The following is a 25331-nucleotide window of genomic DNA, read 5'->3' as shown; positions in this document are numbered from 1 at the left end:
TTGATGGGCTTCAAGCGGGACAATCTAATTCAAAACGGGAACAATGTCCCGTCTTAATTCGGAAAGCCTTGATTGCATTGGTGTGTGATTATTGGCACTTCATTGCTTCGACTTTTTCAATCGCCTGATTATAGCGATTCAGCGCCGATTCGATCTGCTTAGGGTGACTGAGCAGGTCTGCCAACGCGGAGCGCAGTTCATAATTTTTCGGGTGAGGTGTGGCTTGTCGGTCGGCAAAGGTGACGCTGGCTAACTTGCCAAGCTCATCGCTGCGTGTCGCCAATTGTTTGATTTCTGGCTGTTCTAGTTTTAACCATGATTCAACATGTTGGGTGGTTGCGACTTTACTTGGGTCATGTTGTAAGTAGTAATGAACAGCCGCGCGATTCAAGGCAAAGTGGTGCTGTCTTCCTTCTAAAAACCATTGGCTCACTTCGGCTAAATCTGGGTTACGTTCACTGGTCAGTTTGGTGAGATCGGCATACCAGTTCAATGAAGCATCGATGTAGGCATCGTATTTTTGGCTGAAGCAGGTGTTATCCGCATAGGCTGAAGCGGAGACGACCGACATCAGTAAAACAGTGCTCAGGCGTTTCATAATCTTTCCTTTTGAATTGTTATTTTTAGTCGTTCTTGATGGGACTTCATTGAGATAAACCTTAACCCCTAACTCGAAGAGACTTGTTCTACCCAATCATTTAGGGGCGTTAGGTTAAAATATTGTTTACTAAATTGTAAATCTCAAGGCGAAACATTGTAAACGAGCTCAGAGGGAAATCCTGCGATCTAGCTTGCAAGAGAAACAAAGAACAGGATCAAAACCGGCACCAATAGACTCAGAATAAAGCCGCTAACAATCGCCACCGGAACACATTTTACACCGCCAGTGGTTTGAATGACGGGCAGAGTAAAATCCATGGCTGTCGCTCCGGCATAACCAATCGCGGTACAGGGTTTGCGCCGGATCAGCATGGGAATTAACACCAGTGCGACTAGCTCGCGCAGTAGCTCAATCATAAAAGAGGCTCCGCCGAGTACCGGGCCAAAAGCATCGCCGACTAAGATGCCGGCTAATGAGTACCAGCCAAAACCGGAGGCCATCGCCAGTGCTTGGTAAATGGGCATGTCAAGTAGCCACGCAGCAATCACGCCACCTAGCCAACTGGTTAGGATGATCACTGTTGCAATAACCATTCCGTGCTTATTTAGCAAGATCTGTTTGAGCGATAAACCACTGTTACGCAGTTGAATACCAATAAAAAACAGCAAAAGGAAGAGAATCCAGCCGCTCGCGGATTCGACCCAATGTAAGTCTTGATTCAGTAACACACCCGCCACCAGGCCTGCACCGACCACCAAAATAAGCTTCGCAGACTCCAACATCATGCTTGAGAGCGGGACTTTTTTATGAGTGATATCGGTACTAAGTGGCAGATAGCGATCAACTAAAGGTAAGACTAAGAGGTTGCATGTCCCTAACACCACGAAAAAAACGGCCGTGTATTTGACAATGGTCTGTAAGTTACTTTGTAGGTTATCTAAGCCCGCGAGACTGAGACCCATCAAGAATAAGATGACGTAAACGAGATGCGAGGTTGCTCGACTCAAACGATGGAGATGAGATGGGTTACGAAGAGTAAATAGATAACCCACCACGAGTGGTGCAAAAACAAATATCATCCCTGACAGCATAACATCCTCACAGTAGTACTTCAGATGCCACTGGCACTGATCACATCACTTAGCTTATTTTTAAATTCCATTTCAGTTAAGTTGCTGAGTTGGTAAAGCACTTCAGCCCCTTCAGAGTTGATTTCCACATTGTGATCGTCAATCGCATCGTCTTTCTTTCTGAACATCAGTAAGTGATGAGCAATACGCGCAATATCGAGGTAGCTGACTTCTTTTCGCTCAGACACCAGTTCTGAGTTACAGGCGACTTCCAAAAAGTCATGATCAAATCCCCATTGACGCAATACTAATTGACTGATTGGCGAACACTGAGATTGGAAAATTTTCAGCGCGATCGTTGGATCCAGATAATTACCGTTTTGCAGGTATAAATGGTACTCATTGACCAGACAGAATATTCCAATATCTGCTAGTAATCCGACTAACAACGCCTTTTCTAGCTCAAGGTACTGGTACTTTTTGGCATCTACACACTTAAATGTCTGGGTCACCAGTAACATGGTGGCTCCCATTTCGCGAGAAATAGTTGCGCTTTTCAATAAGATGCGGTTGCAATCTTTACTGAGGTTGACCGAATACTTCAACTGCTCAATAGCTTGCGCTGTCACAATATCACGAACTCGCAATATACCCAGTCGCGAAACGGCCGTAACAATATCGGTACAGGTGATGTTGCGACGGTTAAAAACTACTGAGTTGGCAACGCGAATCACAATAGCGGCGAGACCAGGATCTTCAATTAGGGTGTCAGCGATATCAGAGATTGACGTCGATTCCGCTACACAAAGGCGCTGAATTTTTAAAACCACATCCGGAATAGGGGGAAGAGAAATTTTTCCGGTACTGATAGAAAGCTCGACCAATTGCGCAAATTCACTTTCCAATCCTTGGATGAGTTTATGTTTGGTTTCGGGTAACCAGTAAAAAGATAGGTGACTCATAAAATATACGATCAAGCAAAGTTGGTAGCATTTTAACTATCGCTAAACTAAATAAGCAAACGGTTCCATGCATTTTACGGGTTAAACTGGCTTTTTCGTTGAACTATTGAGCAATTTAATAAAAATGGTTTAAGTATGAAAGCGCAAGAAAAAACCTGACGATGTGATACTTATCTCATAATGTAGCGTAGATGCGTTACATTGATGTGAGATAAGTCCAGACTTATTTCTCTTCGTTAACTATCATTAGCTTCACAAAATAAGCAAGCTCATACGAACGATTGAACAGACTTGCTAAATACTTTCATTATTTTCGCTTTATTGCTGCTATCTGGTGATCTTCCTTAATCGGGGAACGTGATTAAAGGATCAATGGATATGAATGAGCAACAGTTTTTCGACTACGTAACTAAGTTTGGCACATACCAAAAACGCTCAATGTTTGGTGGAATAGGTCTGTTTCAACACGATGCGATGTATGTGTTGGTCAGTGAAGACCGCATTTTTGTGCGTGGCGGTGAAGAGCTCGACCCTGAGCTCATGGCTTTAGGGTGCGAGAAATATCGCCATGTTAAAAAACAGACAACGGCAACCGTAAACTATTACGACATCACTGAACTGTATGAGCAACATCACCCTGAGCTAGACTCGATCATTGAACGCTCGATTCAGTTTTCTGTGAATCAACGGGAGTTTCAACGTTCAGCAGCCAGTCGTCGTCTACGTGATTTACCCAATATGCAACTGACTTTAGAGCGTATGGTGAAAAAAGCGGGCATTGACGATGTGGAAACCTTTATGAGTTTAGGTGCGCCAGAAGTGTTTAATAAAGTGCGCCAAGCTTATGGAAGTGATGTCGATGTGAAACTACTTTGGAAGTTTGCTGGTGCGATTGAAGGCATTCACTGGAAACTACTGCAAGAGCCACGTAAGCGCCAGCTGTTAGAAAGTTGCGAGCAGCGTTAAGTTAAAGCGTTACCCACGTTCTCAATCAATCATAAAAAGCCATAAGCCAGATTTCTGGCTTATGGCTTTTTACTGTATCGCGATGAACGCTAACGGATCAGAAGTTAAAGCGAGCTGTGAACATCAACTGATCGTCGTAAAAGTCGTTTATGCGAGCTTCTGCACCGAGAGAGAATAGCTCGGTTGCGTGGAAGCGTGCATACACTGAGCCTAGCCAATCATCATTGTTGTCGATAGAGACGTAACCCGCCTTACCGCCCACCTCAAGTTGAGGTCCTAGCCACTGGCGAATACCGATATTTAGTTCCATGCCGGTATCGGTGCTAGAGCGTTTGCGATCATCGACTAAACGAAACAGCATTTCACCGGTAAGATCTGCCCAGTTATTGACCGGCGCGTGGAATCCAAATCCGGCCGCGACATCGTAGTCACTTTCAAATTCAGAGTCGATTCGACCAATCAGGTGAGCATTAGGGTGAACAGAGCGGCTCATCGCAGCACCAAAAGTCATAGGGCTGGCGCCGATGCGCGCTTCTACATAGTCATAGCTAAAGTTGCTCATTACGGTACGGCTATCACGCTCACCTTCAGCCAGTGCCGAGCCAGCGACGAGAAGTAGTGCAGTTGCAACGATTGTTTTACGCATAATTAAGATAAACCTTTATCTTCTGATTAATTCCAAGGCCACTACCTGAAAGTTGCAGTGACTGAAGCCTTAAAATCGACTCCGGGTTCATGGTTTGACATCATAAAGCATTGATGTATCAAGCTACTATCAAAAAATGTCAGAGTTTTGTCGTTCATATGAAATTTAAGCAATTAGAGTGCCAAATTCCCTATTCGCCAAAGCTCATTCTTTTAGCGGCGATCGCATTTAGAATTTTTTCTGCATCGAGAATTTGAATCCAAGGCATTAAGTCCTCTTCGTTCTCAATCACGTAATGAGTCAATTGCTCTTTTACGGCTTGGCGCAGTTGTTCGCCATGCCAAGGCTTAGCGATGTAAAAGTGTAAACTGGCATGGTTAACGGCTTGAACGGTATCTTCCAGCCCGGCTTGGCCTGTGAGTAACATCTTGCGTGTTTTGGTGGTATCGGCTTCTTGGTTGAGCTCAATAAGAAATTGAATGCCAGTCTGCTCCGGCATGATGTGATCACACAGGATCAGTGCGAGAGGGATCGCCTCTTGGCGATAATCCTCAATCACGGATTTCGCTTCCGCAACCGATTCGGCCGCTTCAATAATGAAATGCTCTTCAAAACAGTCGAGATCTTGCACCACACTGTCGAGCACTTCTCGTTCGTCATCCACACATAAAATCAAAAATTTGTTCATGGCTTGCTCCTTGCCAAGGTGGGTGCGGATGCCATTAAAGGCAGCCACACCGTCATGGTGGTGTAGTGGTTAGGTTGGGAGTCGACATCAATCCAACCTTGATGTTGCATAATGATCTGTTGACAGACAGATAGGCCAATCCCAAGACCAAAGTTGCCTTCTCGTTTGGTGGTGTAGTTGAGGGCAAAAATCTGCTGCTGTAACTCTTGTGGAATGCCACAACCATTGTCGGTGAAGCGAATCACGGCGTAGTCGATATCTTGACGACGTTGCTGCTCGGTTTCAATTCGCAATACGCCATGTTCAGGAAAAGCGTCAATCGCATTTGAGATGAGATTGGTCCACACTTGCTGTAGCGCAATCGGCAAACAATAGATTAATGGTAATTGTGCGTACTCTTTTTCGACACTATGCCGTTTTAGGCGATTTTCAAAAATGACCAAGGTATCTTCTATCCCTTCATGAATATCGGAGAGTCGATAAGTTTCATCGTCAGGGCGTGCATAGCCTTTAAGGCTTTTCACCATGTCAGCAATCCGCTGGGCACAGACTTGGATTGAACGCAGAGTACTGCCGGTGATGTGATAGCTTTCCAGCTGTTCAAGTTGTTTTTGCGCTATTTCCGGTCGACTTTTGGCAAGTTGGATCATGGCCTCATCGTCATCCAAGCCCAATTTGACCATTTTTTTGGCGATTAAACGGTGATGAATAAGCTCTTCTAACTGTTTGGCTTTGTGACGCTCTTCGGAAGTGGAGATCGGTTTAGCCTGCATGGCTTTTTGCAATAATTGCGCACCTAATTGTTCGGTTGGTGCTCGCTCTTCACCCTCAATCAAGTGTCCAATATGGCTGGATAAGGTTTCAGTACCGCGCAAAATGGCAGCGACCGGATTATTCAACTCGTGGGCAACGCCTGCCACCAGTTGTCCTAACATCGCCATTTTTTCACGCTCCATCAATTGTTGATGGGCAGACTCTAAAGACTCCAACGTTTTTTGGAGTTCAAGTTTCGTGGTAATGCTGCGTTGCAATCGACGATTAAAATGGCGCAGAAGTAAGTTGGTAAACAGTGGCAGTAGGCTGGTGTCGTTATGCATGACTTTGGCGAACACATCACGATCAAGTTTTATCACTTCAGTCTGGGTTAGGGTGATCGCAGTCGAAAAAGAGGGTTCGCCAGTCACAAATGACATACCGCCGATAATATTGCCTTTTTTATGGCGTACCACTTCACGCTGTTGGCCAAGATCGTCTCGCTTATATAAAGCCACTTCGCCTTCGGTGATAAACCATAAGAAACGGTTAGGCTCGCCCTCTTCGGTCAGTAAATGCTGCGCGGAATAGGTTCGGCACGCTTGAGTCTCGTCTTTCTCATCAAAAAACTGGTACAGCGCACCAATCACTTTTTCGGCTAATTCACTATCGGATAAGCGGTGATAATCCGTGATGAATCCTTCACGGTAGCTGCGCATCTTGTTATCGATGTGCGCGCGTAACAGACGCTGCTGATCCAACACCGTGCTGTAGCTCAAGATATTGTCTTTATCGTGTTCAAGAACAAAGGAGGTCAGTTCTTGTAAAGCTGTTTTGCGTAGCACGTTATCTTGCAGTGGTTTAGTCAAGCAGTAGTCTAAGCGACCTTCGTTGACCGCGCTCAGAATGGCTTGGATATCTTGTCCACCACTCACCAGAACTTTGCGAGCGTGTTTGGTGTGCGCCACTTTATCTAATCGAATCAAAAAATCCGCACCATTGAGCGCTTCGTGATGACTGGCGATAACTAACGCGGCGATCTGTTCACGTTGTTCAATAAATTCAAGCCACTGCTGAGCTTCATCAATGGATTCAGCGCTGCATAGGTCGAATTTACTGGCAAAACCAGACAGTTCTTGACGCCATTGTTCAATACTGACCGGATTGTTATCTAAAATGAGCAGGGCGTAGCGATTCACAACCTTTTCTCTGGCAAGGGTTCACGCTGTTACTTTAGCAGGGATGGCGCTGATGAAGTGGGAGCAGAGTTGGAGAATTTCCAATCAAGACTGTTGCAATTCAATACTCTGATTTGATTCATACTTTTCCCGTTGTTTGCACAAATGTTGACAATTATTTGTATCTTGTACGAGTTTCGTCACCTAAACTAAGGAAACTCAATCCCAAGGAAATATTCGACTATGAAATCAATAAAAATGATCGGTGCAGTGGGTGGGGCTGTTGCGCTAGGTTTGTGTTGGCCACTCGCGGTGGGTCAAATCGGTGAATCTGCAATCAAAGATGGCCTCAACAATTTTGAAAGCTCATCAACCAAGGCTGAACTGGTTAACTATCAGCGCGGTTATCTGTCATCACAAATGCAGACGCGTTACAAAATCACAGACCCGACGATTGTGGTGCAGTTAGAAGCGGAAGGTATTCCGACCGAAATTTTAGTCGACAGTACACTGACTCATGGCCTGATGGGGGTGTCAGCGGTATCAACACTGCCGCAATTCCCTGAGTTTCCACTGCAGATTCTTTCGAATACCAAATTAAACGGTAACACCGATTACACGGTGAAGCTGGAACAGTGGAACTACGTATTCCAAGGTGAAGAGCCGGTCGCGGTGACCATTGAACCGGCGCAAATGAGCGGTTCTTTAACGACATTGGGTGAAATGACGTTCCAACTGAACGTACCAAAGATCATTTTGGATTTTGAAAACCAAGCACAAATGGTACTCAGCCAGATCATCGGTGACGGTCAAGGTAAAGAGAGTGATGGTTTGTGGCTAGGCGCACAGAATTTCAAGCTGGATAAACTGAGTGTCAACCAAGCGGGGCAAACGGAGTTTGATATGGGTGGTTTTACTTACCATTTCACTTCAGGATTGGATACCACACAGACTCGTTTTACTACAGCTCACAAGATGAAGATTGCCGATGCGAAATACAGCGGTGGCGAGTTTAAAGAGTTCGCTTTAGATTTCACGTTGGGGGATTTGGATACCACGGCCACCAAAGCGCTGTCTAAACTTTATCAAGGTGCGCCAGAGATGACCGAGCAGGATGTTGAGCAGATCTTGCCACAAGTGGAAGCACTGTTCAGGAAAGGATTTTTCGTTTCAGTGGATAACTTCTCGGCCAATATTTCTGGTGGTGATTTTGCATCGAACTGGCGACTGAATGTGCCTGAAGGGACGGAAAATCTATTGCAAGATCCGATGGCGGTCATCCCAGCGCTGACTGGGCAGACTAAAACGTATATTTCCAACCAGTTGGTGACGGCTTTCCCATTTATTGCACAAGGGATTGACCAGCTCATGATGATGGAAATGATGACTCAAGATGATAAAGGCTACACCCTACAAGCGGAAATCAAAGAGGGTAATGTGGTATTCCCGAACGGAAAAACCATGCCACTCGTCATGTTGTTAATGCCGCTGATGATGTCGCAAGGCTAAAAACTCGCGCGGTCGTTCGTTGCTTGGGGAAAGAGGCGTTAAGGCCTCTTTTCTCGCTTTTTATCTGGCGTAAAAAGTGGTATTAATCACAACACTTTTCGTTAGCAGGAGCAATGAACACATGGAGCACAACACCGATACGGTTTATAACTTTAGTGCGGGTCCCGCCGCCTTGCCTAAGGCTGTGATGCTGCAAGCACAAGCGGAGTTTGTAAACTGGAATCATCTTGGCACTTCGGTGATGGAAATTAGCCACCGTAGTAAGCCATTCATTCAAGTAGCCGAGCAGGCTGAGCGCGATCTGCGCGATCTTCTGAATATCCCAGATAATTACAAAGTACTGTTTTGCCAAGGCGGAGCGCGTGCACAGTTTGCGGCTGTACCGCTTAACTTGCTCGGGGATGCAGAGACGGCAACCTACATTGATGCAGGTTACTGGGCGATGAGCGCAGTGAAAGAAGCGAAGAAATATTGCACTGTCGATGTTTTTGACGCCAAAACTGAAAAAGAAGGCAAAATCGCCGTATTGCCTGCGAGCGAATGGCGCATTGCGAACAACGCTGCCTATGTGCACTTCTGCCCGAATGAAACGATTGATGGCATCGAAATCAACGATTTGCCTGTCACAGACAAACCGATCGTTGCCGATATGTCTTCGACCATTTTATCTCGTGAAATTGATGTATCGAAATTCGGCGTGATTTACGCTGGCGCGCAGAAGAATATTGGACCTGCGGGGATCTGTATCGCCATCGTGCGCGATGATTTGCTGGATTTGGCTAGCGATCTGTTACCGGGAGTACTGAATTACAAAATTCTTGCTGAGCAAGAGTCGATGTTTAATACCCCACCTACCTTTGCTTGGTATCTCTCCGGCCTTGTTTTCCAATGGTTGAAAGCACAAGGTGGCGTCAAAGCGATTGAAGAAGTGAACCGCGCAAAAGCGGCGCTGCTTTATGGCTATATTGATTCATCCGATTTCTACCGTAACGAGATCCATCCAGACAACCGCTCGCTGATGAACGTCCCATTCCAACTGGCGAAACCCGAGTTGGACGATACCTTCTTGGAACTGGCTGAAGCGCGTGGCTTGGTGTCATTGAAAGGGCACCGCGTTGTGGGGGGGATGCGTGCCTCTATCTATAACGCGATGCCGCTAGAGGGTGTGCAAGCGCTGGTCGATTTTATGAAAGAGTTTGAAGCGCAATACGCTTAATGGTATGTGGTTGATAGCTCACGAAAAAGGCTTCCATTCGGAAGCCTTTTGTCATGTTGGCGCGGTAAATAAAATCAGGATTACTGCGCTATCGGTGAGTGAACCCCAAACTTACGCACTGCATAGGCTACACGCTCGGCGGGTGTTGGGTAGATCAGTGAAGAACCTAAACTTTCAATGTGCTGCAAACGAGGCAAGAGTCCTGCGCCATTAGCAATCTGAATCGCGAGTCCGGGGCGCGCATTGAGTTCTAACACCATCGGCCCTTCTTCTTTATCCAGTACCATATCAGTTCCGAGATAGCCTAATCCAGTCATCTCCCAAGCGCTGGCTGCTAATGTCAGCAGCCTTTCCCAGTGTGGGACAACTAAGGTGGCCAGCTCTTTGTCTGTATCGGGGTGATGAGTAACGGGTTTATTAAATTGCACGGCACGCACCGCTTTACCGGTGGCAATATCAATTCCCACGCCGACCGCACCTTGGTGTAAGTTGGCTTTACCATCCGAAGCGGAAGTGGAGAGGCGCATCATCGCCATGACCGGATAACCTTTGAACACGATAATCCGCACATCGGGTACGCCTTCATAGCTGAACCCCTCAAAACAGTCATCAAACTGAATTAAGTTTTCGACCACTGCCACATCGTTTTTGCCGCCAAGAGAGAAAAGTCCGGCGAGAGCATTGCTGATGTGGCGTTCCACATCCTCTTTATTCATGGTCGAACCTGAGGGTTTGGTATACACACCGGCTTGATGGGAGGTGACGACCAAAATGCCTTTACCACCACTGCCGCGCGCAGGCTTAATCACAAACCCCGGCCAGTCTTTGACCATCTCATGGATGTGTTTCACTTCGGCTTGATTGCTGATCACGCCGATGAGCTTTGGAACTGTACACCCAGCCCGTTGAGCGATCAGCTTGGTTTTGAGCTTGTCATCCACCAAAGGGTACTTGGAACGATCGTTGTAACGTCCGATATAAGCGTGGTTACGCTTATTCATCCCCATGATCCCTTTGCGGCGTAGCTTAAAAGGGGAGGTGTAATCCGAGAACGAAAAGGAGAACCCCATTACTTCTCCTCCACCAAAGGCTTGAAGCGACGCAGCTCAGAAATTCGATAACCGGTGTAAGTTCCCAACAGTAGGATTGCCGCGAGAACAACCAACTGTAACCCAATGAAATTAAAGGTTAAGTGTTGTACATACGTGTTGGTCATCGCCAGATAGATCAAAATAGCGGTAAACAGTGAGCCACCGCCTTGCAGCAGCACCTCTTTAGCGCCTTCTTCTTCCCACAGAATGGACATCCGCTCAATGGTCCACGACAAAATAATCATCGGGAAGAAAGTTATGGTTAAGCCTTCGGTTAAACCGACTTTAAACGCCACCACAGTAAACACCGAAATAATCAAAATCACGGTTATGATCACGGCTGAAATCCGTGCAACCAGTAAGAGATTGAGCTTGGAGAGGTAGCTACGAATGATTAAGCCAGTGCCCACAATCAGTAGAAAGCCGACAATACCGGTGGTGAGCTGGGTTTGTACAAAGGCAACCGCGATCAATACGGGCATGAAAGTACCCGAGGTTTTGAGTCCGACAATCACGCGCAAAAAAACCACGATCAGCGCGCCAATCGGGATCAACATGATGGTCTTGAACATGGCCTGTTCTTCAAGCGGCAAACTATGGATTGAGAGATTGAGTAAGCCATCAGCCGCGGCCTTACTGTCAGTAGCGTGTTGGGGTGTCACTTTTTGCGAAATCATGCTGAACATGACTTGGCTATTTTGCCCACCAACCACATCAAGCAGAGAGATATTAGATTCATCCCAAACAAGCAAGTTAGGACGGGTCGGCTGTTTACCTGTTTCTGGGTTAAATAGGATCCACGTGTTGCCATTCCACACTTCATTCATATGTTGAATCGACTGGCGGCGGCGACCATCTTCCAACTGGATCACGCCGACCACTTTATTAGGCACTTGTGCGTAAGAAAGCAGTTTTTGCATGGCATCCACTTTACTCATCTTATTCAGCAGCAGAGAGGCGTTTTGGCTTTCGCTATCGTTGAGCCCTTTAATCAGCTCGCGAGTAAAAGTGATGTGGTCGGCTGAGCGCTGAGAAGCTCTGTCGATCAAGGCGGCAGCGGCTGACTCTTCTGGGCCATCAAAGGCCGGCTTTACAATAGGTTGCGTTGGCGGAATTTGCACTGCTTTGGCTTGCGGGTCGACCAGAAATTGCGCTTTGTAGTAGATGATTTGCGGGCCACTCGCTTGACGAATCGACCACTCAATACGGCGACCAGATTCAGTATCTAAGTAAGAAATGCCGTAACCCGGTGAGGATGCAGTTTCGTTGATCAGGGTATAGCCTTCTTGCGTGAGCGGTGCGGCAAGAGAAACTTTGGCCTCTTTCCCTTGCGCTGCAAACTCGATCCTCGCTTCAATATCCCATACTTGACGAGTTTCGCCGGGTGTCCATGGCACACCATAATCTTGATGGCGCAAAACACTCAATGTGATACCTGTAGCAAAGAGCAGAAAGACAGAAATATAAAAAGGAATTTTCGAAGTCATCATCTTGCCTATTTTTGTTCGGTCTGAATGTATTTGCGACTGACATCGACCAGTGCGATATCACGGATAAATTCTCGGCCAAGCAGTACGGGATGTGTCATTTGCGAACGGTCGGCGAGGGTAAACTGCGCTTTCTCATGAATAGATCCCAGTTTTACCCACAGCTCGACAACGGCGCGGCGTTCGGTATTTTCGTTGGTTGATTGGCGAATACGCACATAACGCAAGACGGGCGCTTCAATCCAGTTAGCCTCTGTTTTAGGGTTTTTCTCATCAGCAAGGTGGAAGCGCACCCAGTTTTTGCCATTGCGTTCGAACTCTTCAATATCGACGGCGTTCAGTGATGAGGTGGCGGCACCCGTATCGATACGAGCATCGAAGGTTTGCTTAATCGCATCAATAGTGACACTTTCAATTTCGCCCAACACCACATCGTGGCGAGGTTTGGTTATGGCCGCGTTCTTATCATTGGACGGCTTAGCGGTAGAGGCTTGTTTCGGAACAGGCGGTGGCGGCATTTTAATTTGGCTAACTTGAGTTTTTAACTCAAGAATCTGCTTTTCAAGGCTTTCAATATAATCATTTTGTAGACCCATTTGTGATTCTACGTTCGTCATTTTTTGGGTCATATTGGCTTCAGAGCTTTGAATTGCGGCGAGCGTCGCTTGATGGTATTCATCGCCATTGGTGAGTGCGCAGCCCGAGAGCAAACTCAATGCGGCAAAGGGTGCAATTCGCTTAAACATTTGCGACCTTATTATTTTCTAATGAGTGGTTGTATAAAGAAGTTATAGCAAAGGATGCTTAGCGCATCCTTTGCCAAGGGTAACGTTATACCCAGATATACGAGTTAAAACTGTGTCAATTATGGTTTTTTGGCAATCAGAATGGCGCGGCGTGGCGCAGGATAACCTTCGATGGTTTTGCTTGGGTCTTGTGGGTCAACGTAATCGGGCAGTGAATTGTGTGTCATCCACTCGGTGGTGCGCTGCTCGCCTAATGTTGTGGTGTTTTCATCCACAATACGCACATCGACAAATCCAGTCTTCTCTAACCACACTTTAAGAGCCAGTGCAGAAGGGAAGAAATAGACGTTACGCATTTGGGCGTAGCGATCAAACGGCACCAGTACCGTATTTTCATCCCCTTCCACCACTAAGGTTTCTAAGATCAGTTCACCACCAGAAACCAACTGATTTTTCAGTTGCAGCAAATGATCGAGTGGTGAGCGACGATGATAAAGTACGCCCATGCTGAACACGGTATCAAAGGCGTTCAACTCCGGCATCTGTTCAATACCGAGTGGCAAGAGATGAACGCGTTGGTCATCGCCCAGCAGTTTACGTACCGCTTCAAACTGGATCAGAAACAGCTCGGAAGGGTCAATGCCGAACACTTGCTGCGCCCCTTCACCCAACATACGCCACATGTGATAGCCGTTGCCACAACCCACATCAAGTACCAAACGGTTTTTCAGTGGCGAGATGTGTGGCAGTAAGCGATCCCATTTCCAATCGGATCGCCATTCGGTATCAATATGAATGCCGTGCAGATGGTAAGGACCTTTACGCCAAGGGTGAAAGGTTTTGAGCACCGCTTCCAATTTCTTCTGTTCACCTTGCGCGAGTGGCTGATGATTGTGTGCCGCTACCGCATTTTTCAGATCAATCACCTCCGGTTGACCGACCGGAATTTTCTTGAGGTTACGCATCCAGCGATCGAGATCACCGTGCTGCTTAGCTTGCCAATCCGTCAATTGCTGAGGCAGGGTGTTGAGCCACAACTGTAACTGCGGATGTTGAGCGATCTGTTGGTAAACGTTGGCAAAGTTGAACATGGGGCTAAATACCTAAACTATGCTCTCTGCACATGACTTCAGGATCATGCGTGGCGCAGAGAGTCGCTAACATGAAGATAAATGACAAAAATAGTCAACAAAATAAGCGATTTACTTAATGGCGAACATAGAGCCAAAGTTAAAGCACTGGAACCAAACTTCAAAGCTTGAAAAGCCGAGCGTGGCAAAACGCTGTTTGTGGGTCTGGATGGAATCTGGGCGCATCACATTTTCAATCGCGCTGCGCTTTTGGCTGATCTCCAGCTCGCTGTATCCGTTGGCACGTTTGAAATCGTGGTGCAAATCGATCAGCAGTTCGTGTGCTTCTTGATCTGTAAACACAAATTTTTCCGATAAGATCAAAATGCCACCCGGGCGTAATCCGGCGTAGATTTTTTCTAGCAACGCGTAGCGATCATCCGGCGCGAGAAACTGCAAGGTAAAGTTGAGCACTACGACGGAGGCGTTTTCAATCGCGATATCGCGAATATCCGCTTCGATTACCTGCACTGGTGTGTCAGAGCGATAAGCGTTGAGGTGCAGCTTGCAGCGTTCCACCATGGCCGCTGAGTTATCGACGGCAATGATTTGGCAGCCTTCTTGTTTGATATGGCGGCGCATAGAAAGGGTTGCCGCACCCAGTGAACAGCCTAAATCGTAAATCTTGGAATGAGGCTTTACAAAGCGCTCCGCCAGCATGCCAATCGCGGAGATGATGTTGCTGTAACCCGGCACCGAACGTTGGATCATGTCTGGAAAAACTTCAGCCACGCGCTCGTCAAAGGTGAAATCACCGATTTTATCGATGGGTGCGGAAAAGAGAGTATCTTTTGGGTTCATAGCAGACCTCATGGCAGCGTCTTGTACCTGATCCCGATGAACAGGCGCAATAAAAGGCGCGTATTTTATGAAAAATCACAGCGTCTGTCATTAAACACATCACCTTTAGGGGAAATCAGCTGTGCCGGCTCGTGAGTTCAAAACATGCTCAGTTGTGGCTGTTCGGGCATTGCGGGAAACGGCGCCAGATCAGGCAGCGCGATAGCCTGTTGTAATTGTTGGTAAAGTTGCACCGCCAGCTGAGGCGCGAAATCATTATCCGGTGTATGAATCATTAGATAAGGCTGCTTACCTTGCGCAATCCACTCGGGCAGTTTATGTAGCCAAGCACCGAAAAAGGGTAGGTTGGCCTCAATCTCAGGATGGCCGATAAAACGGATCATCGGATGCTTGGCGGTGGCAATCGCATGAACCGGCACTTTCGGTTTTTTCTGCTGCGCATCAATCACCGCTTCGGTATTCGGCAGCGCCGCAAAAACAGGGCGACTGTCCATAATGATGCGATCAATGTTTTGCTCAATCAGCCATTGATTGAGCGCTTTTTCCGCTTCACCTTTGCTAAAAAAGGCCAGATGACGCACCTCCACGCCCAGTGGAAAATCCGTTGGAAACCAGTCTCGAAAGTTTTTCAATTGCGCCAGATGTTCAGGCCCAAAAGCGGCGGGCAGCTGAATCGTCCACATGCCAATTCGGTCGTGCAAGGGCCGCATTAAACGCAAAAAACTCAGCAGCTCTTCTTTGCAATCGCGCAGTAAATGCTGGTGGGTAATGCTTTTCGGCAGCTTAAAGGTGAAGCGAAAGTCGTCATGAGTGGCCGCGCGCCAGTTGAGCACAGTACTGGGAGAGGGTGATGCATAAAAAGTGGTATTGCCTTCAACCGTGTGAAAAACGCTGGCGTATTTGGCAAGGCGTTCAGAGGCTTGCGTGCCGCTACCATAAAATTCACTCTGCCATGCAGGGTGAGACCACAGGGTTAAACCGAGTCGCAAGGGAAGAGAGGGCGTCACTCTGCTCGGGCTCCTTAAATCATCACGAGAGTTTTGAAGAATACGAGATTTTAGCGCTATAATCAGCGCCTATTTTTCCCTTCTGGTTAGCCTTTAACCTCTACTTAAGAGGATTATTGCGTTAAAAAGCAGCAAGGGGTAAGAAAAGACAACAAATTGTACGTGGGAAGGTCGATCTTAAATCCCTTTCGGCGTATAAATGGAACTTTGCTGAAATGGCAGTCTGCTAAGCACACCACGACCTTTCAGCGTTAAATTTGATGACTAATTGAGATTGGGAAATTCACTATGCGTAGCCATTATTGTGGTCACCTGAACAAGTCCTTGGTAGGACAAACTGTAGAGCTGTGCGGCTGGGTTAATCGCCGTCGTGATTTAGGCGGTCTAATCTTCATTGATATGCGAGATCGTGAAGGTGTTGTTCAGGTAGTAGTGGATCCGGATATGGCAGATGTGTTCGCCGTGGCTAACCAACTGCGTAGCGAATTCTGTATCAAACTGACCGGTGAAGTGCGTGCGCGTCCAGAAAGCCAAATCAACAAAGAGATGGCGACTGGCGAAGTAGAGCTGTTGGCGCGTAGCCTTGAGATCATTAACCGTTCAGACGTTCTGCCGCTCGACTTCAACCAGAAGAACTCAGAAGAGCAACGCCTCAAATACCGTTACTTGGATCTGCGTCGTCCTGAGATGAGTGACCGCATCAAACTGCGTGCCAAAGCTTCCAGCTTTGTGCGCCGTTTCTTGGATACACACGGTTTCCTCGATATCGAAACCCCAGTGTTGACCAAAGCAACACCAGAAGGCGCGCGTGACTACCTAGTACCAAGCCGTGTCCACAAAGGTAGCTTCTACGCGCTGCCACAATCACCACAGCTGTTTAAACAGCTACTGATGATGTCTGGCTTTGACCGTTACTACCAAATCGTAAAATGTTTCCGTGACGAAGATTTGCGCGCAGACCGTCAACCTGAATTTACCCAGATCGATATTGAAACGTCTTTTATGACCGCAGAACAAGTGCGTGCTGTGACGGAGAAGATGATTCGTGAGATGTGGCTTGAACTGCTGAATGTGGATCTGGGCGATTTCCCAATCATGCCTTACAGCGAAGCGATGCGTCGTTTCGGCTCAGACAAGCCAGATCTGCGTAACCCAATGGAGTTGGTGGATGTAGCGGATCTGCTGAAAGACGTCGATTTCAAAGTCTTCTCTGGTCCAGCGAACGATCCAAAAGGCCGCGTGGCTGCACTGCGCATCCCAGGTGGCGCAGCGCTGACCCGTAAACAAATTGATGAGTACACCGCATTTGTGGCTATTTACGGCGCGAAAGGCTTGGCATGGCTGAAAGTGAATGATTTGGCCGCGGGTATGGAAGGTATCCAATCTCCAGTGGCGAAATTCCTCACTGAAGAGATCATCCAAGCCATCATCGAGCGTACTCAAGCACAAACTGGCGATATCATTCTGTTCGGTGCCGATTCTGCCAAAGTGGTGGCTGAAGCGCTGGGCGCACTGCGTCTGAAAGCGGGTAAAGAGTTAGGTATCACCAACGAATCCGCGTGGGCGCCACTGTGGGTCGTGGATTTCCCAATGTTCGAAGGTGATGACGAAGGTAACGTGGCGGCAATGCACCACCCATTCACATCCCCTCTGAACCTCTCTCCTGAGCAGTTGAAAGCCAACCCAGAAGAGGCGCTGTCAAACGCTTACGATATGGTGTTGAACGGCTACGAAGTCGGTGGTGGTTCAGTACGTATCCACAACGCGGAAATGCAATCTGCCGTATTTGACATTCTGGGTATCACGCCAGAAGAGCAACGTCTCAAGTTTGGCTTCCTGCTCGATGCGCTGAAGTTTGGTACACCACCACACGCCGGTCTGGCATTTGGTCTGGATCGTCTGGTGATGCTGCTGTGCGGCACGGAAAACATCCGTGATGTCATTGCCTTCCCGAAAACGACAGCCGCCGCGTGTCTAATGACCGATGCACCAAGTTTGGCGAACCCAGCCGCTCTCGAAGAGTTGGCGATTGCGGTCAAGCTTGCAACGAAAGATAAAGCGTAATCAACGCCTTGCAAAGGGTGGCATTAGCCACCCTTTTTTTTAACCTGCGCAGCACGAGAGCGCAGACAGTAAAATGATACAAACAGGATTTCTTCTTTGGCTCAGATGTACTTTTATTACTCGGCAATGAATGCGGGTAAGTCGACTACCTTATTGCAATCGGCGTTTAACTACCAAGAACGTGGCATGAACCCACTGATTTTTACCGCCGCGATCGACGATCGTTTTGGTGTTGGCAAAGTGAGTTCTCGGATTGGCCTTGAGGCCGAAGCACACCTTTTCCATGCTGATAGCAACCTGTTCCAAGTGATCGCAAAATTGCATGAGGCCGAACCTCGTCACTGTATTTTGATGGATGAGTGTCAGTTTCTCTCTAAAGAGCAGGTTTACCAACTGACCGAAGTGGTGGATAAACTGAATATCCCTGTGCTGTGTTACGGCTTACGTACCGATTTCCTTGGTGAGCTGTTTGAAGGCAGTAAATATCTGCTCTCATGGGCGGATAAACTGATTGAGCTGAAAACCATTTGCCACTGTGGACGCAAAGCCAATATGGTGATCCGTACCGATGAGCATGGCAACGCCATCAGCGAAGGGGATCAGGTCGCGATTGGCGGTAATGATAAGTATGTTTCAGTCTGTCGCCAGCACTATAAAGAGGCGTTGGGACGCTAAGTAAACCCATCTCTTTCGCGGGATAATTTGCCCGTGACTCAATAAAGAAAAAGCCAGACGGATAATGTCTGGCTTTTTTATGAACAATCCTAATCAGCGATTAAGCTTCACGCTTTTCCAGCTCAGTTGCTGCTTCTTCCGTGATCATCGAATCTACAATCACTGCACAAGCGGCATCACCAGTGATGTTCAGTGCAGTACGGATCATGTCGAAAATACGATCCAGTGCAAACAGCAGTGGTAGACCTTCAATAGGAATACCGGCAGAGAGCAGTACCGCCACCACAAGGAAAGATGGCCCCGGAACACCGGCTTGACCAACCGCACCGAGAGTAGCAGTCACGATGATCGCAATGTAGGCACCCATGCTCAGGTCAATATTGAACAACTGAGCAAAGAAGATAGCCACCAGACCGTAGTAGATCGCGTTACCTGACATGTTGATGGTCGCGCCCAAAGGCAGTACGAAAGACGCCGTTGAGTTGCGCACACCCAGATCGTTTTTCACCGTATCCATAGTGACAGGCAGTGTCGCCATTGAAGAAGCGGTAGACAGTGCAACCGCTTGTGGCTTCTTCATTGCTTGAATGAATTTCTTCGCCGATGTTTTGCTAAACAGTTGGATCATGACTGGGTAAACCACAAAGCCAAAAATTGCAATTGCCGCTACGTAAACGACGAACAGTTTAAACACCACCATCAGCGCGCTGAAACCAAATGTACCCACGGCATCAGCCATCAAGCCAAATACACCAATAGGCGCAATCAGCATCACTTTGTTGATCATCCATACCATGGCATCAACAATGGTGTTCACCGCGTTGATCACTGGGTCACGTTTTTCTTTGGCTTGCTTAGAAATCGCAATGCCTAAAAACAGACAGAAAACCAAGATCTGTAGAATGTTCGCTTCGTTCAGTGACTGGAAAACGTTGGTTGGGATCATACCGATGATGGTTGCCCAGAAAGTGGGGAGTTCACCTTGCGCTGCGTATTCCGCAGAGAACATGCTCTCTACACCAGAAACATCGACTCCGACACCCGGTTGGAACAGTTCACCCATGATCAATGCCAGAGCTACAGCGGCGGCAGAGGTAATAGCAAAGTAACTTAACGTCACTGCACCGACCTTACCAGCAGAATGGCTATCACCCAGACCAGCTGCACCAGAAATCAGTGCCACAGCCACCAGGGGAATCACCAGCATTTTGATCAGATTAATAAAAATCGCACCCAGTGGGGCAAATAGTGTCGCATCGTGCCCCATTGCTGCACCGACTGCGGTACCCGCGAGCATGGCGATCACCACTTGCACGCCGATGTTGTTTAGTAAACCCTTTGTCTTTAACACTTCCATAACCTCTGTGCTAATAAATTGTAAATTCCTAGTGTTAGCCACTAGTGTCATATCACTAAATGGGCAAAAATTTTGCTCCTGCTTTTTACACGGAATGTTTACATTTAGCAATAAGCACATCGAGCGTTTTCTCAATAGCGGAGTAAAACGAGAGTAATTTGGCGTTTTTAGCCACAAGGGAAACGTTTGCTATTGATGTGGTGAATGGGTTTGTGTTGTTGGTGTGAGTTTGTTGGTGTTTTTTGGGTTGTTAATAAAATGATGCGGCACACCAAAGGATGCGCCGCTGATTTAAGACAATGCAAGTTAAATTTTTGTTGCTTGTTTCATGGCTTGAGTGAAGTTTGCCAGCTCAGTCAGCTGCTTAGCTGGATTATCCAAATGCGTTTCGATGATTTTTACCACCGCCGATCCGGAAATGGCTCCCGCTGCGCCAGCTTCAATCGCTTGTTTAACTTGAGCGGGCTCTGAAATACCAAAACCTAGCAGTGCTGGTGGCGCATCAAATTGTTGCAGACGTTCAAGCAGGGCATGCACAGGCATGTTGGCTTTGGTTTCAGCCCCAGTCACCCCAGCGCGTGATAGCAGATAGGTGTAGCCTTTGCCTAGTTGAGCCACTGCTTGTAAGGTTGCATCGGTTGCCGTCGGCGGCGCAATAAAGATTGGTTGAATGCCAAACTTCTCTGCGGCCGCCACAAAAGGCTGGCTTTCGTTGGTGGGTACATCGGCAATCAGTACCGAATCCACTCCAGCTTTTTGGCAGCGTTGATAAAAATCTTCGATTCCGCGTGCGTAAACTAAGTTGGCGTACATCAGTAAACCAACCGGAGTTTCAGGGTTGCGTTCACGGATCTGCGCGATCAGCTCAAAACAGACATCTGGCGTGGTTTTCGCCGCTAATGCACGTAAGTTTGCGCCTTGAATCGTCGGGCCATCGGCCAATGGATCGGAGAAGGGCATGCCAAGTTCAAGCGCATCCGCTCCTGCATCAATCAGGGTTTGCATGATGGCGAGTGACTGCTCGGGGTTTGGGTCACCAATGGTCACGAAAGGAACGAAAGCGCCTTGCTGCGCGGCGCTTAGGCGTTGAAATAGGGCTTGATAACGGTTCATTACAACGCTCCTTTGTCTTCAAGTAATTTGTGTACGGTGAAGATATCCTTATCACCTCGGCCCGAAAGGTTAACCACTAACAACTGCTCTTTGTCTGGCTCGGCATACGCCATTTTGATTGCATGCGCGAGAGCGTGTGAAGACTCCAGCGCTGGGATGATGCCTTCGTTTCGTGCTAACGCTTGGAAGGCATCGAGTGCTTCATCATCGGTGATGCTTTCATATTCCGCACGGCCAATGGCATTCAGGTAAGCATGCTGTGGCCCCACCGATGGGAAATCTAACCCTGCCGAGACAGAGTAAGACTCTTCTACTTGACCATGCTCATCTTGCATCAACGGTGCTTTCATACCGAAGAAAATGCCGGTTTTACCGTGTTTAAGTGGTGCGCCATGTTGATGGGTATCAATGCCTTTACCAGCTGGCTCAATACCGATCAAACGTACCGATTCTTCTTCGATGAAATCAGCAAACATACCAATGGCGTTTGAGCCACCGCCAACACAGGCGATCACCGCATCGGGCAAACGACCTTCACGAGCAAGGATTTGGTTTTTGGTTTCTTCGCCAATAATACGTTGGAATTCACGCACAATGGTTGGGAATGGGTGAGGGCCTGCCGCAGTGCCAAGCAGATAATGCGCGGTCTCGTAGCTACCAGACCAGTCGCGCAGCGCTTCGTTACAGGCATCTTTTAGAGTTGCTGAACCAGAATGAACAGGGATCACGGTGGCGCCCATTAAGCGCATGCGGAACACGTTCGGGCTTTGGCGTTCAACATCTTTCGCACCCATGTACACGCGGCACTTTAAGCCAAGCAGCGCACAGGCTAATGCGGTTGCGACACCGTGTTGGCCTGCGCCAGTTTCGGCGATGATTTCATGTTTGCCCATGCGCTTGGCGAGCAGGGCTTGACCCAAAACTTGGTTGGTTTTGTGCGCGCCGCCGTGCAGTAGATCTTCACGTTTCAAATAGAGTTTAGTTTTAGTGCCTTTGGTGATGTTTTGCGTGAGCGTCAGCGCGGTTGGGCGACCTGCGTATTCTTGCAGTAGGCTCATAAATTCAGCGCGGAAAGCATCATCCTGCTGGGCATCAATAAAGGCTTGTTCCAGTTGATCTAGCGCTGGAACCAAAATTTGTGGCACAAACTGCCCACCAAATTCGCCAAAATAGGCGTTTAATTTAGCCATGCTTACATTCCTTTTCTATGCATGTTGCCATGCTGATAATCTAATAATTCCGTAATTGTTGGAAAACCTGTTGTAACTGGTTGGCGTCTTTTTTACCCGGAGCGCTTTCCACGCCAGAGTTGAAATCGAGTCCGCGGCAGCCAAGTTGCGCCGCTTGGGCGACATTTTCGGCGCTCAAGCCGCCGGCGAGCATCAAGTCGCTATGTTTGGGCAGCAAGCGCCAATCAAAACTGTGTCCTGTGCCACCACTTTGTTCGCCGACTTTGGCATCGAGCAGGTGCCTATCGATGTGCTCTGGTAGTAGCTCAGGTAAAGCATTACTGACGCCATACGCTTTCCAAATTTCAATGGATTCTGGAAGGGAAGCGCGCAGTTCGCGTACATACGCAAAATCTTCATCACCGTGCAGTTGCACCGCAAATAAGCCCAATTGGGTCGCGATATCGGCGACTTGCGCGGCTGGGTGGTTTTGAAACACGCCGACATACTGTAGCGGCGCGCCGCTCATGATCAGGCGAGCTTGTTCTACATCGACAAAGCGTTTGGATTTCTCAACAAAAATCAGGCCACCAAAAACGGAACCTGCTTGGTAGGCTTTAACCGCATCATCAGGATGAGTCAAACCGCACACCTTGTGTTCGCCGAGCACAATTTTTCGCACCGCCAGTTCAAGATTGCTTTGCGCCATCAGCGAGCTACCAATCAAGAAACCATTGGCAAACTGAGCTAAATCACGCACCTGCTGGTGGGTGTAAATGCCGGATTCGGAAATAATGATGGTACCTTGTGGAATAAGCGGCGCCAACTGCTTGGTGCGATTTAGGTCGGTGGTCAAATCACGCAGATTGCGGTTATTGATGCCGATGACTTTCGCTTGCAGATCAACTGCACGTTTCAGTTCTTGCTCGTTGCTGACTTCGGTGAGTACGCCCATACCAAGGTCGTGCGCCACAGCGGCCAGTTCACGATATTGATCATCATTGAGCACAGACAGCATCAGCAAAATCGCATCCGCTTGATAATGACGCGCCAGATAAACCTGATACGGGTCGACCATAAAATCTTTGCACAAGACAGGCTGAGTTACCTGAGCGCGCACTTGTGGCAAAAATTCAAAACGACCTTGGAAATACTTTTCATCGGTCAGTACCGAAATGGCATTGGCGTACTCGCCATACACGGAGGCGATGTAATCGAGATCAAACGCTTCGCGGATCAATCCTTTTGAAGGTGAGGCTTTTTTGCATTCGAGAATGAATACGGTGTTATCGCCGCTCAAGGCTTGATAGAAATCGCGCTCTGAGCGAGTCAGTAATGGATGAAAGCTCGCAAGAGGTTGCTTGGCTTTGCGCTCCTCAATCCATTGGTATTTATCGTTGACGATTTTGACCAGCACTTGCGCCATTTGCGCGGTTTGTACGGAAATATGCTCAGACAACTGCTCGGACATTCTGCTTAACCTCGTTGTGCTAACTGCTGAACCAATCCATAGGCTTGGCCCGATTTCATCACGGCGATCGCTTGTTGGGTGTTGGCTTTCAGATCTTCTTGACCAAATAGACGCAGAAGAAGTGCAACGTTGACGGCCACTGCCGCCATTTGTGCTGCTGTACCATTGCCCGTTAGGATCTGGGTGATGATGGCGCGATTCTTTTCTGGCTCTCCACCACGGATCGCATCCAGTGGGTAACGGCTAACACCAAAATCTTCCGGAGTGAGCGTGTACTCAATCAATTCGCCTTGGCGAATTTCCGCCACTTGCGTTTCGCCATGAATTGCGACTTCATCAAGACCTGAACCATGCACCACCGCCGCGCGTTTCAGACCCATTTGTAACATGGTTTGCGCAATAGGACGAACCAAATCCTTGCTGTAGACGCCCATCAATTCAATATTGGGACGAGCAGGGTTAATCAGGGGGCCTAAGATGTTGAAAATGGTGCGAGTTTTCATGGTTTGACGCACCGGCATCGCATGGCGCACACCGCTGTGATACTGAGGGGCAAACAAGAAAGCGACACCGAGATCATCCAAGGCTTGACGCGAATCTTGCGCGCTCATCGCAAGGTTGATCCCAAATGAGCTGAGCAGATCGGAAGAGCCGGATTTGCTCGATACCCCACGGTTGCCGTGTTTGGCGACTTTCACGCCACACGCTGCGGCGACAAATGCGGCGGTGGTTGAGATGTTGATGGTGTTTGAGCCATCGCCACCGGTACCGACGATATCGGCAAAGTCATAATCAGGACGCGGAAATGGATTGGCGTTGGCAAGCAGGGCTTTAGCCGCACCCGCGATTTCATCTGGCGTTTCGCCTTTGATTTTCAGTGCAGTCAGTACCGCCGCCATCAATACAGGATCCATTTCACCGCGAATAATTTGGTCGAAAAGCAGTTGGCTCTCGGCTTGCGTAAGCCCTTGCTGTTCATAGAGTTTATTAATAATGGTTTGCATAACATTCTCTCCCTGTGCGGTTACGCGAATTGAGTCTGTGCTGGCGTTGCAGACAATGCCCAATCAATGGCATTGGCCAGCAAGGTAGCGCCGTGGGTGGTCATGATCGATTCTGGGTGAAATTGAAAGCCGCACACCTTGTCAGTTTCATTAACCACCGACATTACCAAGCCATTCACTTCTGCCGTCACGGTCAGTGTTGCCGGTACTTGCGTTGCGACCAGTGAGTGGTAACGCGCAATCGCCAGTGGTGAAGGGAGGCCGCGATAAATCGCGTGGCTTTGGTGCTCCATCATCGACACTTTACCGTGGATGATTTCACCCGCGCCAGCAACTACACCGCCGTAAGCTTCAACGATGGCTTGATGCCCTAAGCAGATACCAATCATTGGCACCTTGCCTTTCAGACGTTGCAGCAACTCTGGCATGCAGCCCGCTTCAGACGGCGCACCTGGGCCGGGGGATAAGACAACCACAGGATTATCCAGTTGCTGCAGCGCTTGCTCGATAGCATCTGCAGAAAGGTTGTTGCGATAAATCGTTACCACATGACCGAGTGAGCGAAACTGATCCACCAAGTTGTAAGTAAAGGAATCAAAGTTATCGATAAACAGAATATTAGCCATG

Annotated in this window: 23 protein-coding genes; 5 read left to right on the top strand and 18 right to left on the bottom strand. The window is 48.1% G+C overall.

The window, feature by feature from the left end; translation table 11 throughout:
- Positions 1 to 88: 88 nt before the first annotated feature.
- From CEQ48_RS13010 to CEQ48_RS13000, 3 genes are all read right to left on the bottom strand, one after another.
- Complete coding sequence (locus CEQ48_RS13010; protein ID WP_000826868.1) at positions 89 to 598, bottom strand: hypothetical protein; 510 nt, start codon at positions 596 to 598, stop codon at positions 89 to 91.
- Between the two features lie 188 nt (positions 599 to 786).
- The gene (locus CEQ48_RS13005; protein ID WP_044128134.1) at positions 787 to 1692 is read right to left on the bottom strand and encodes a LysO family transporter; all 906 of its coding nucleotides are present in this window, start codon (positions 1690 to 1692) and stop codon (positions 787 to 789) included.
- Positions 1693 to 1712: 20 nt separating this feature from the next.
- Positions 1713 to 2633 (bottom strand): HDOD domain-containing protein, encoded by a 921-nt coding sequence (locus tag CEQ48_RS13000; RefSeq protein WP_044128133.1) that lies wholly within the window; start codon positions 2631 to 2633, stop codon positions 1713 to 1715.
- Positions 2634 to 3011: 378 nt separating this feature from the next.
- On the opposite strand from CEQ48_RS13000, the gene CEQ48_RS12995 reads away from it, so the two are divergent.
- On the top strand, positions 3012 to 3599 hold the full coding sequence (locus CEQ48_RS12995; protein ID WP_044128132.1) for a TfoX/Sxy family DNA transformation protein: 588 nt from the start codon (positions 3012 to 3014) through the stop codon (positions 3597 to 3599).
- Positions 3600 to 3696: 97 nt separating this feature from the next.
- Here CEQ48_RS12995 and CEQ48_RS12990 read toward each other — a convergent pair whose 3' ends face one another.
- The 3 genes from CEQ48_RS12990 to CEQ48_RS12980 form a co-directional block, all read right to left on the bottom strand.
- Positions 3697 to 4245: a hypothetical protein gene (locus tag CEQ48_RS12990; RefSeq protein ID WP_044127304.1), complete on the bottom strand. Its 549-nt coding sequence runs from the start codon at positions 4243 to 4245 to the stop codon at positions 3697 to 3699.
- A gap of 190 nt (positions 4246 to 4435) precedes the next feature.
- Complete coding sequence (locus CEQ48_RS12985) at positions 4436 to 4933, bottom strand: response regulator (protein WP_001031962.1); 498 nt, start codon at positions 4931 to 4933, stop codon at positions 4436 to 4438.
- Positions 4930 to 6885, bottom strand: a complete 1956-nt coding sequence (locus tag CEQ48_RS12980; RefSeq protein WP_089071537.1) for an ATP-binding protein — start codon at positions 6883 to 6885, stop codon at positions 4930 to 4932. The genes CEQ48_RS12985 and CEQ48_RS12980 overlap by 4 nt, the downstream gene beginning before the upstream one ends.
- Before the next feature lie 222 nt (positions 6886 to 7107).
- Here CEQ48_RS12980 and CEQ48_RS12975 point away from each other — a divergent pair, with 222 nt between their 5' ends.
- Positions 7108 to 8373, top strand: a complete 1266-nt coding sequence (locus CEQ48_RS12975) for a DUF945 family protein (protein WP_089071536.1) — start codon at positions 7108 to 7110, stop codon at positions 8371 to 8373.
- Positions 8374 to 8494: 121 nt separating this feature from the next.
- Positions 8495 to 9589: a 3-phosphoserine/phosphohydroxythreonine transaminase gene (serC, locus tag CEQ48_RS12970; RefSeq protein WP_198301149.1), complete on the top strand. Its 1095-nt coding sequence runs from the start codon at positions 8495 to 8497 to the stop codon at positions 9587 to 9589.
- A gap of 80 nt (positions 9590 to 9669) precedes the next feature.
- Here the strand turns inward: serC and CEQ48_RS12965 are convergent, their stop codons facing one another.
- The 6 genes from CEQ48_RS12965 to CEQ48_RS12940 form a co-directional block, all read right to left on the bottom strand.
- A complete protein-coding gene (locus CEQ48_RS12965; protein WP_000506956.1) occupies positions 9670 to 10659 on the bottom strand; it encodes an alpha-L-glutamate ligase-like protein in 990 nt (329 codons plus the stop codon).
- Positions 10659 to 12167 carry an inactive transglutaminase family protein gene (locus CEQ48_RS12960; protein WP_089071534.1) on the bottom strand — a complete coding sequence of 503 codons (1509 nt, stop codon included), beginning with the start codon at positions 12165 to 12167 and terminating at the stop codon, positions 10659 to 10661. The genes CEQ48_RS12965 and CEQ48_RS12960 overlap by 1 nt, the downstream gene beginning before the upstream one ends.
- 8 nt (positions 12168 to 12175) lie before the next feature.
- Entirely contained in the window at positions 12176 to 12913 is a 738-nt protein-coding gene (locus tag CEQ48_RS12955) for an ATP-dependent zinc protease family protein (protein ID WP_089071533.1), read from the bottom strand.
- A gap of 119 nt (positions 12914 to 13032) precedes the next feature.
- On the bottom strand, positions 13033 to 14004 hold the full coding sequence (gene cmoB / locus CEQ48_RS12950) for a tRNA 5-methoxyuridine(34)/uridine 5-oxyacetic acid(34) synthase CmoB (RefSeq protein WP_089071532.1): 972 nt from the start codon (positions 14002 to 14004) through the stop codon (positions 13033 to 13035).
- Positions 14005 to 14115: 111 nt separating this feature from the next.
- A complete protein-coding gene (gene cmoA, locus CEQ48_RS12945) occupies positions 14116 to 14844 on the bottom strand; it encodes a carboxy-S-adenosyl-L-methionine synthase CmoA (protein ID WP_089071531.1) in 729 nt (242 codons plus the stop codon).
- A 137-nt stretch (positions 14845 to 14981) separates the two neighbouring features.
- Entirely contained in the window at positions 14982 to 15851 is an 870-nt protein-coding gene (locus CEQ48_RS12940; protein WP_089071530.1) for a DUF72 domain-containing protein, read from the bottom strand.
- Between the two features lie 288 nt (positions 15852 to 16139).
- Between CEQ48_RS12940 and aspS the strand changes: the two genes are divergently transcribed.
- Together aspS and CEQ48_RS12930 are read left to right on the top strand one after the other, a co-directional pair.
- Complete coding sequence (aspS, locus tag CEQ48_RS12935; protein ID WP_032477923.1) at positions 16140 to 17915, top strand: aspartate--tRNA ligase; 1776 nt, start codon at positions 16140 to 16142, stop codon at positions 17913 to 17915.
- A gap of 96 nt (positions 17916 to 18011) precedes the next feature.
- Positions 18012 to 18590 (top strand): thymidine kinase, encoded by a 579-nt coding sequence (locus CEQ48_RS12930; RefSeq protein ID WP_089071529.1) that lies wholly within the window; start codon positions 18012 to 18014, stop codon positions 18588 to 18590.
- A 100-nt stretch (positions 18591 to 18690) separates the two neighbouring features.
- Here CEQ48_RS12930 and CEQ48_RS12925 read toward each other — a convergent pair whose 3' ends face one another.
- The 6 genes from CEQ48_RS12925 to CEQ48_RS12900 form a co-directional block, all read right to left on the bottom strand.
- Positions 18691 to 19947, bottom strand: a complete 1257-nt coding sequence (locus tag CEQ48_RS12925) for a dicarboxylate/amino acid:cation symporter (RefSeq protein WP_089071528.1) — start codon at positions 19945 to 19947, stop codon at positions 18691 to 18693.
- A 306-nt stretch (positions 19948 to 20253) separates the two neighbouring features.
- Positions 20254 to 21060, bottom strand: coding sequence for a tryptophan synthase subunit alpha (gene trpA, locus CEQ48_RS12920; RefSeq protein WP_089071527.1), 807 nt, complete (start codon positions 21058 to 21060; stop codon positions 20254 to 20256).
- The gene (trpB, locus tag CEQ48_RS12915) at positions 21060 to 22250 is read right to left on the bottom strand and encodes a tryptophan synthase subunit beta (protein ID WP_055027193.1); all 1191 of its coding nucleotides are present in this window, start codon (positions 22248 to 22250) and stop codon (positions 21060 to 21062) included. Before trpB ends, trpA begins: the two co-directional genes overlap by 1 nt.
- Before the next feature lie 40 nt (positions 22251 to 22290).
- A complete protein-coding gene (gene trpCF, locus CEQ48_RS12910; protein WP_089071526.1) occupies positions 22291 to 23700 on the bottom strand; it encodes a bifunctional indole-3-glycerol-phosphate synthase TrpC/phosphoribosylanthranilate isomerase TrpF in 1410 nt (469 codons plus the stop codon).
- Between the two features lie 5 nt (positions 23701 to 23705).
- A complete protein-coding gene (trpD, locus tag CEQ48_RS12905; RefSeq protein ID WP_089071525.1) occupies positions 23706 to 24704 on the bottom strand; it encodes an anthranilate phosphoribosyltransferase in 999 nt (332 codons plus the stop codon).
- 20 nt (positions 24705 to 24724) lie between these two features.
- Positions 24725 to 25330: an aminodeoxychorismate/anthranilate synthase component II gene (locus CEQ48_RS12900; RefSeq protein ID WP_198301148.1), complete on the bottom strand. Its 606-nt coding sequence runs from the start codon at positions 25328 to 25330 to the stop codon at positions 24725 to 24727.
- Position 25331 lies beyond the last annotated feature (1 nt).

It is taken from the genome of Vibrio tarriae (assembly GCF_002216685.1).
Taxonomy (GTDB): Bacteria; Pseudomonadota; Gammaproteobacteria; order Enterobacterales; family Vibrionaceae; genus Vibrio; species Vibrio tarriae.
The sequence above is the reverse complement of the archived record's forward strand: the minus strand, read 5'-3'. Positions and strand labels throughout refer to the sequence as shown.

Excerpts from the sequence above, each read along its gene's own strand:
- CEQ48_RS13010 (WP_000826868.1), bottom strand. The coding sequence starts at position 598 with ATGAAACGCCTGAGCACTGTTTTACTGATGTCGGTCGTCTCCGCTTCA.
- CEQ48_RS13005 (WP_044128134.1), bottom strand. The coding sequence starts at position 1,692 with ATGCTGTCAGGGATGATATTTGTTTTTGCACCACTCGTGGTGGGTTAT.
- CEQ48_RS13000 (WP_044128133.1), bottom strand. The coding sequence starts at position 2,633 with ATGAGTCACCTATCTTTTTACTGGTTACCCGAAACCAAACATAAACTC.
- CEQ48_RS12995 (WP_044128132.1), top strand. The coding sequence starts at position 3,012 with ATGAATGAGCAACAGTTTTTCGACTACGTAACTAAGTTTGGCACATAC.
- CEQ48_RS12990 (WP_044127304.1), bottom strand. The coding sequence starts at position 4,245 with ATGCGTAAAACAATCGTTGCAACTGCACTACTTCTCGTCGCTGGCTCG.
- CEQ48_RS12985 (WP_001031962.1), bottom strand. The coding sequence starts at position 4,933 with ATGAACAAATTTTTGATTTTATGTGTGGATGACGAACGAGAAGTGCTC.
- CEQ48_RS12975 (WP_089071536.1), top strand. The coding sequence starts at position 7,108 with ATGAAATCAATAAAAATGATCGGTGCAGTGGGTGGGGCTGTTGCGCTA.
- serC (WP_198301149.1), top strand. The coding sequence starts at position 8,495 with ATGGAGCACAACACCGATACGGTTTATAACTTTAGTGCGGGTCCCGCC.
- CEQ48_RS12965 (WP_000506956.1), bottom strand. The coding sequence starts at position 10,659 with ATGGGGTTCTCCTTTTCGTTCTCGGATTACACCTCCCCTTTTAAGCTA.
- CEQ48_RS12960 (WP_089071534.1), bottom strand. The coding sequence starts at position 12,167 with ATGACTTCGAAAATTCCTTTTTATATTTCTGTCTTTCTGCTCTTTGCT.
- CEQ48_RS12955 (WP_089071533.1), bottom strand. The coding sequence starts at position 12,913 with ATGTTTAAGCGAATTGCACCCTTTGCCGCATTGAGTTTGCTCTCGGGC.
- cmoB (WP_089071532.1), bottom strand. The coding sequence starts at position 14,004 with ATGTTCAACTTTGCCAACGTTTACCAACAGATCGCTCAACATCCGCAG.
- cmoA (WP_089071531.1), bottom strand. The coding sequence starts at position 14,844 with ATGAACCCAAAAGATACTCTCTTTTCCGCACCCATCGATAAAATCGGT.
- aspS (WP_032477923.1), top strand. The coding sequence starts at position 16,140 with ATGCGTAGCCATTATTGTGGTCACCTGAACAAGTCCTTGGTAGGACAA.
- CEQ48_RS12925 (WP_089071528.1), bottom strand. The coding sequence starts at position 19,947 with ATGGAAGTGTTAAAGACAAAGGGTTTACTAAACAACATCGGCGTGCAA.
- trpA (WP_089071527.1), bottom strand. The coding sequence starts at position 21,060 with ATGAACCGTTATCAAGCCCTATTTCAACGCCTAAGCGCCGCGCAGCAA.
- trpB (WP_055027193.1), bottom strand. The coding sequence starts at position 22,250 with ATGGCTAAATTAAACGCCTATTTTGGCGAATTTGGTGGGCAGTTTGTG.
- trpCF (WP_089071526.1), bottom strand. The coding sequence starts at position 23,700 with ATGTCCGAGCAGTTGTCTGAGCATATTTCCGTACAAACCGCGCAAATG.
- trpD (WP_089071525.1), bottom strand. The coding sequence starts at position 24,704 with ATGCAAACCATTATTAATAAACTCTATGAACAGCAAGGGCTTACGCAA.
- CEQ48_RS12900 (WP_198301148.1), bottom strand. The coding sequence starts at position 25,330 with ATGGCTAATATTCTGTTTATCGATAACTTTGATTCCTTTACTTACAAC.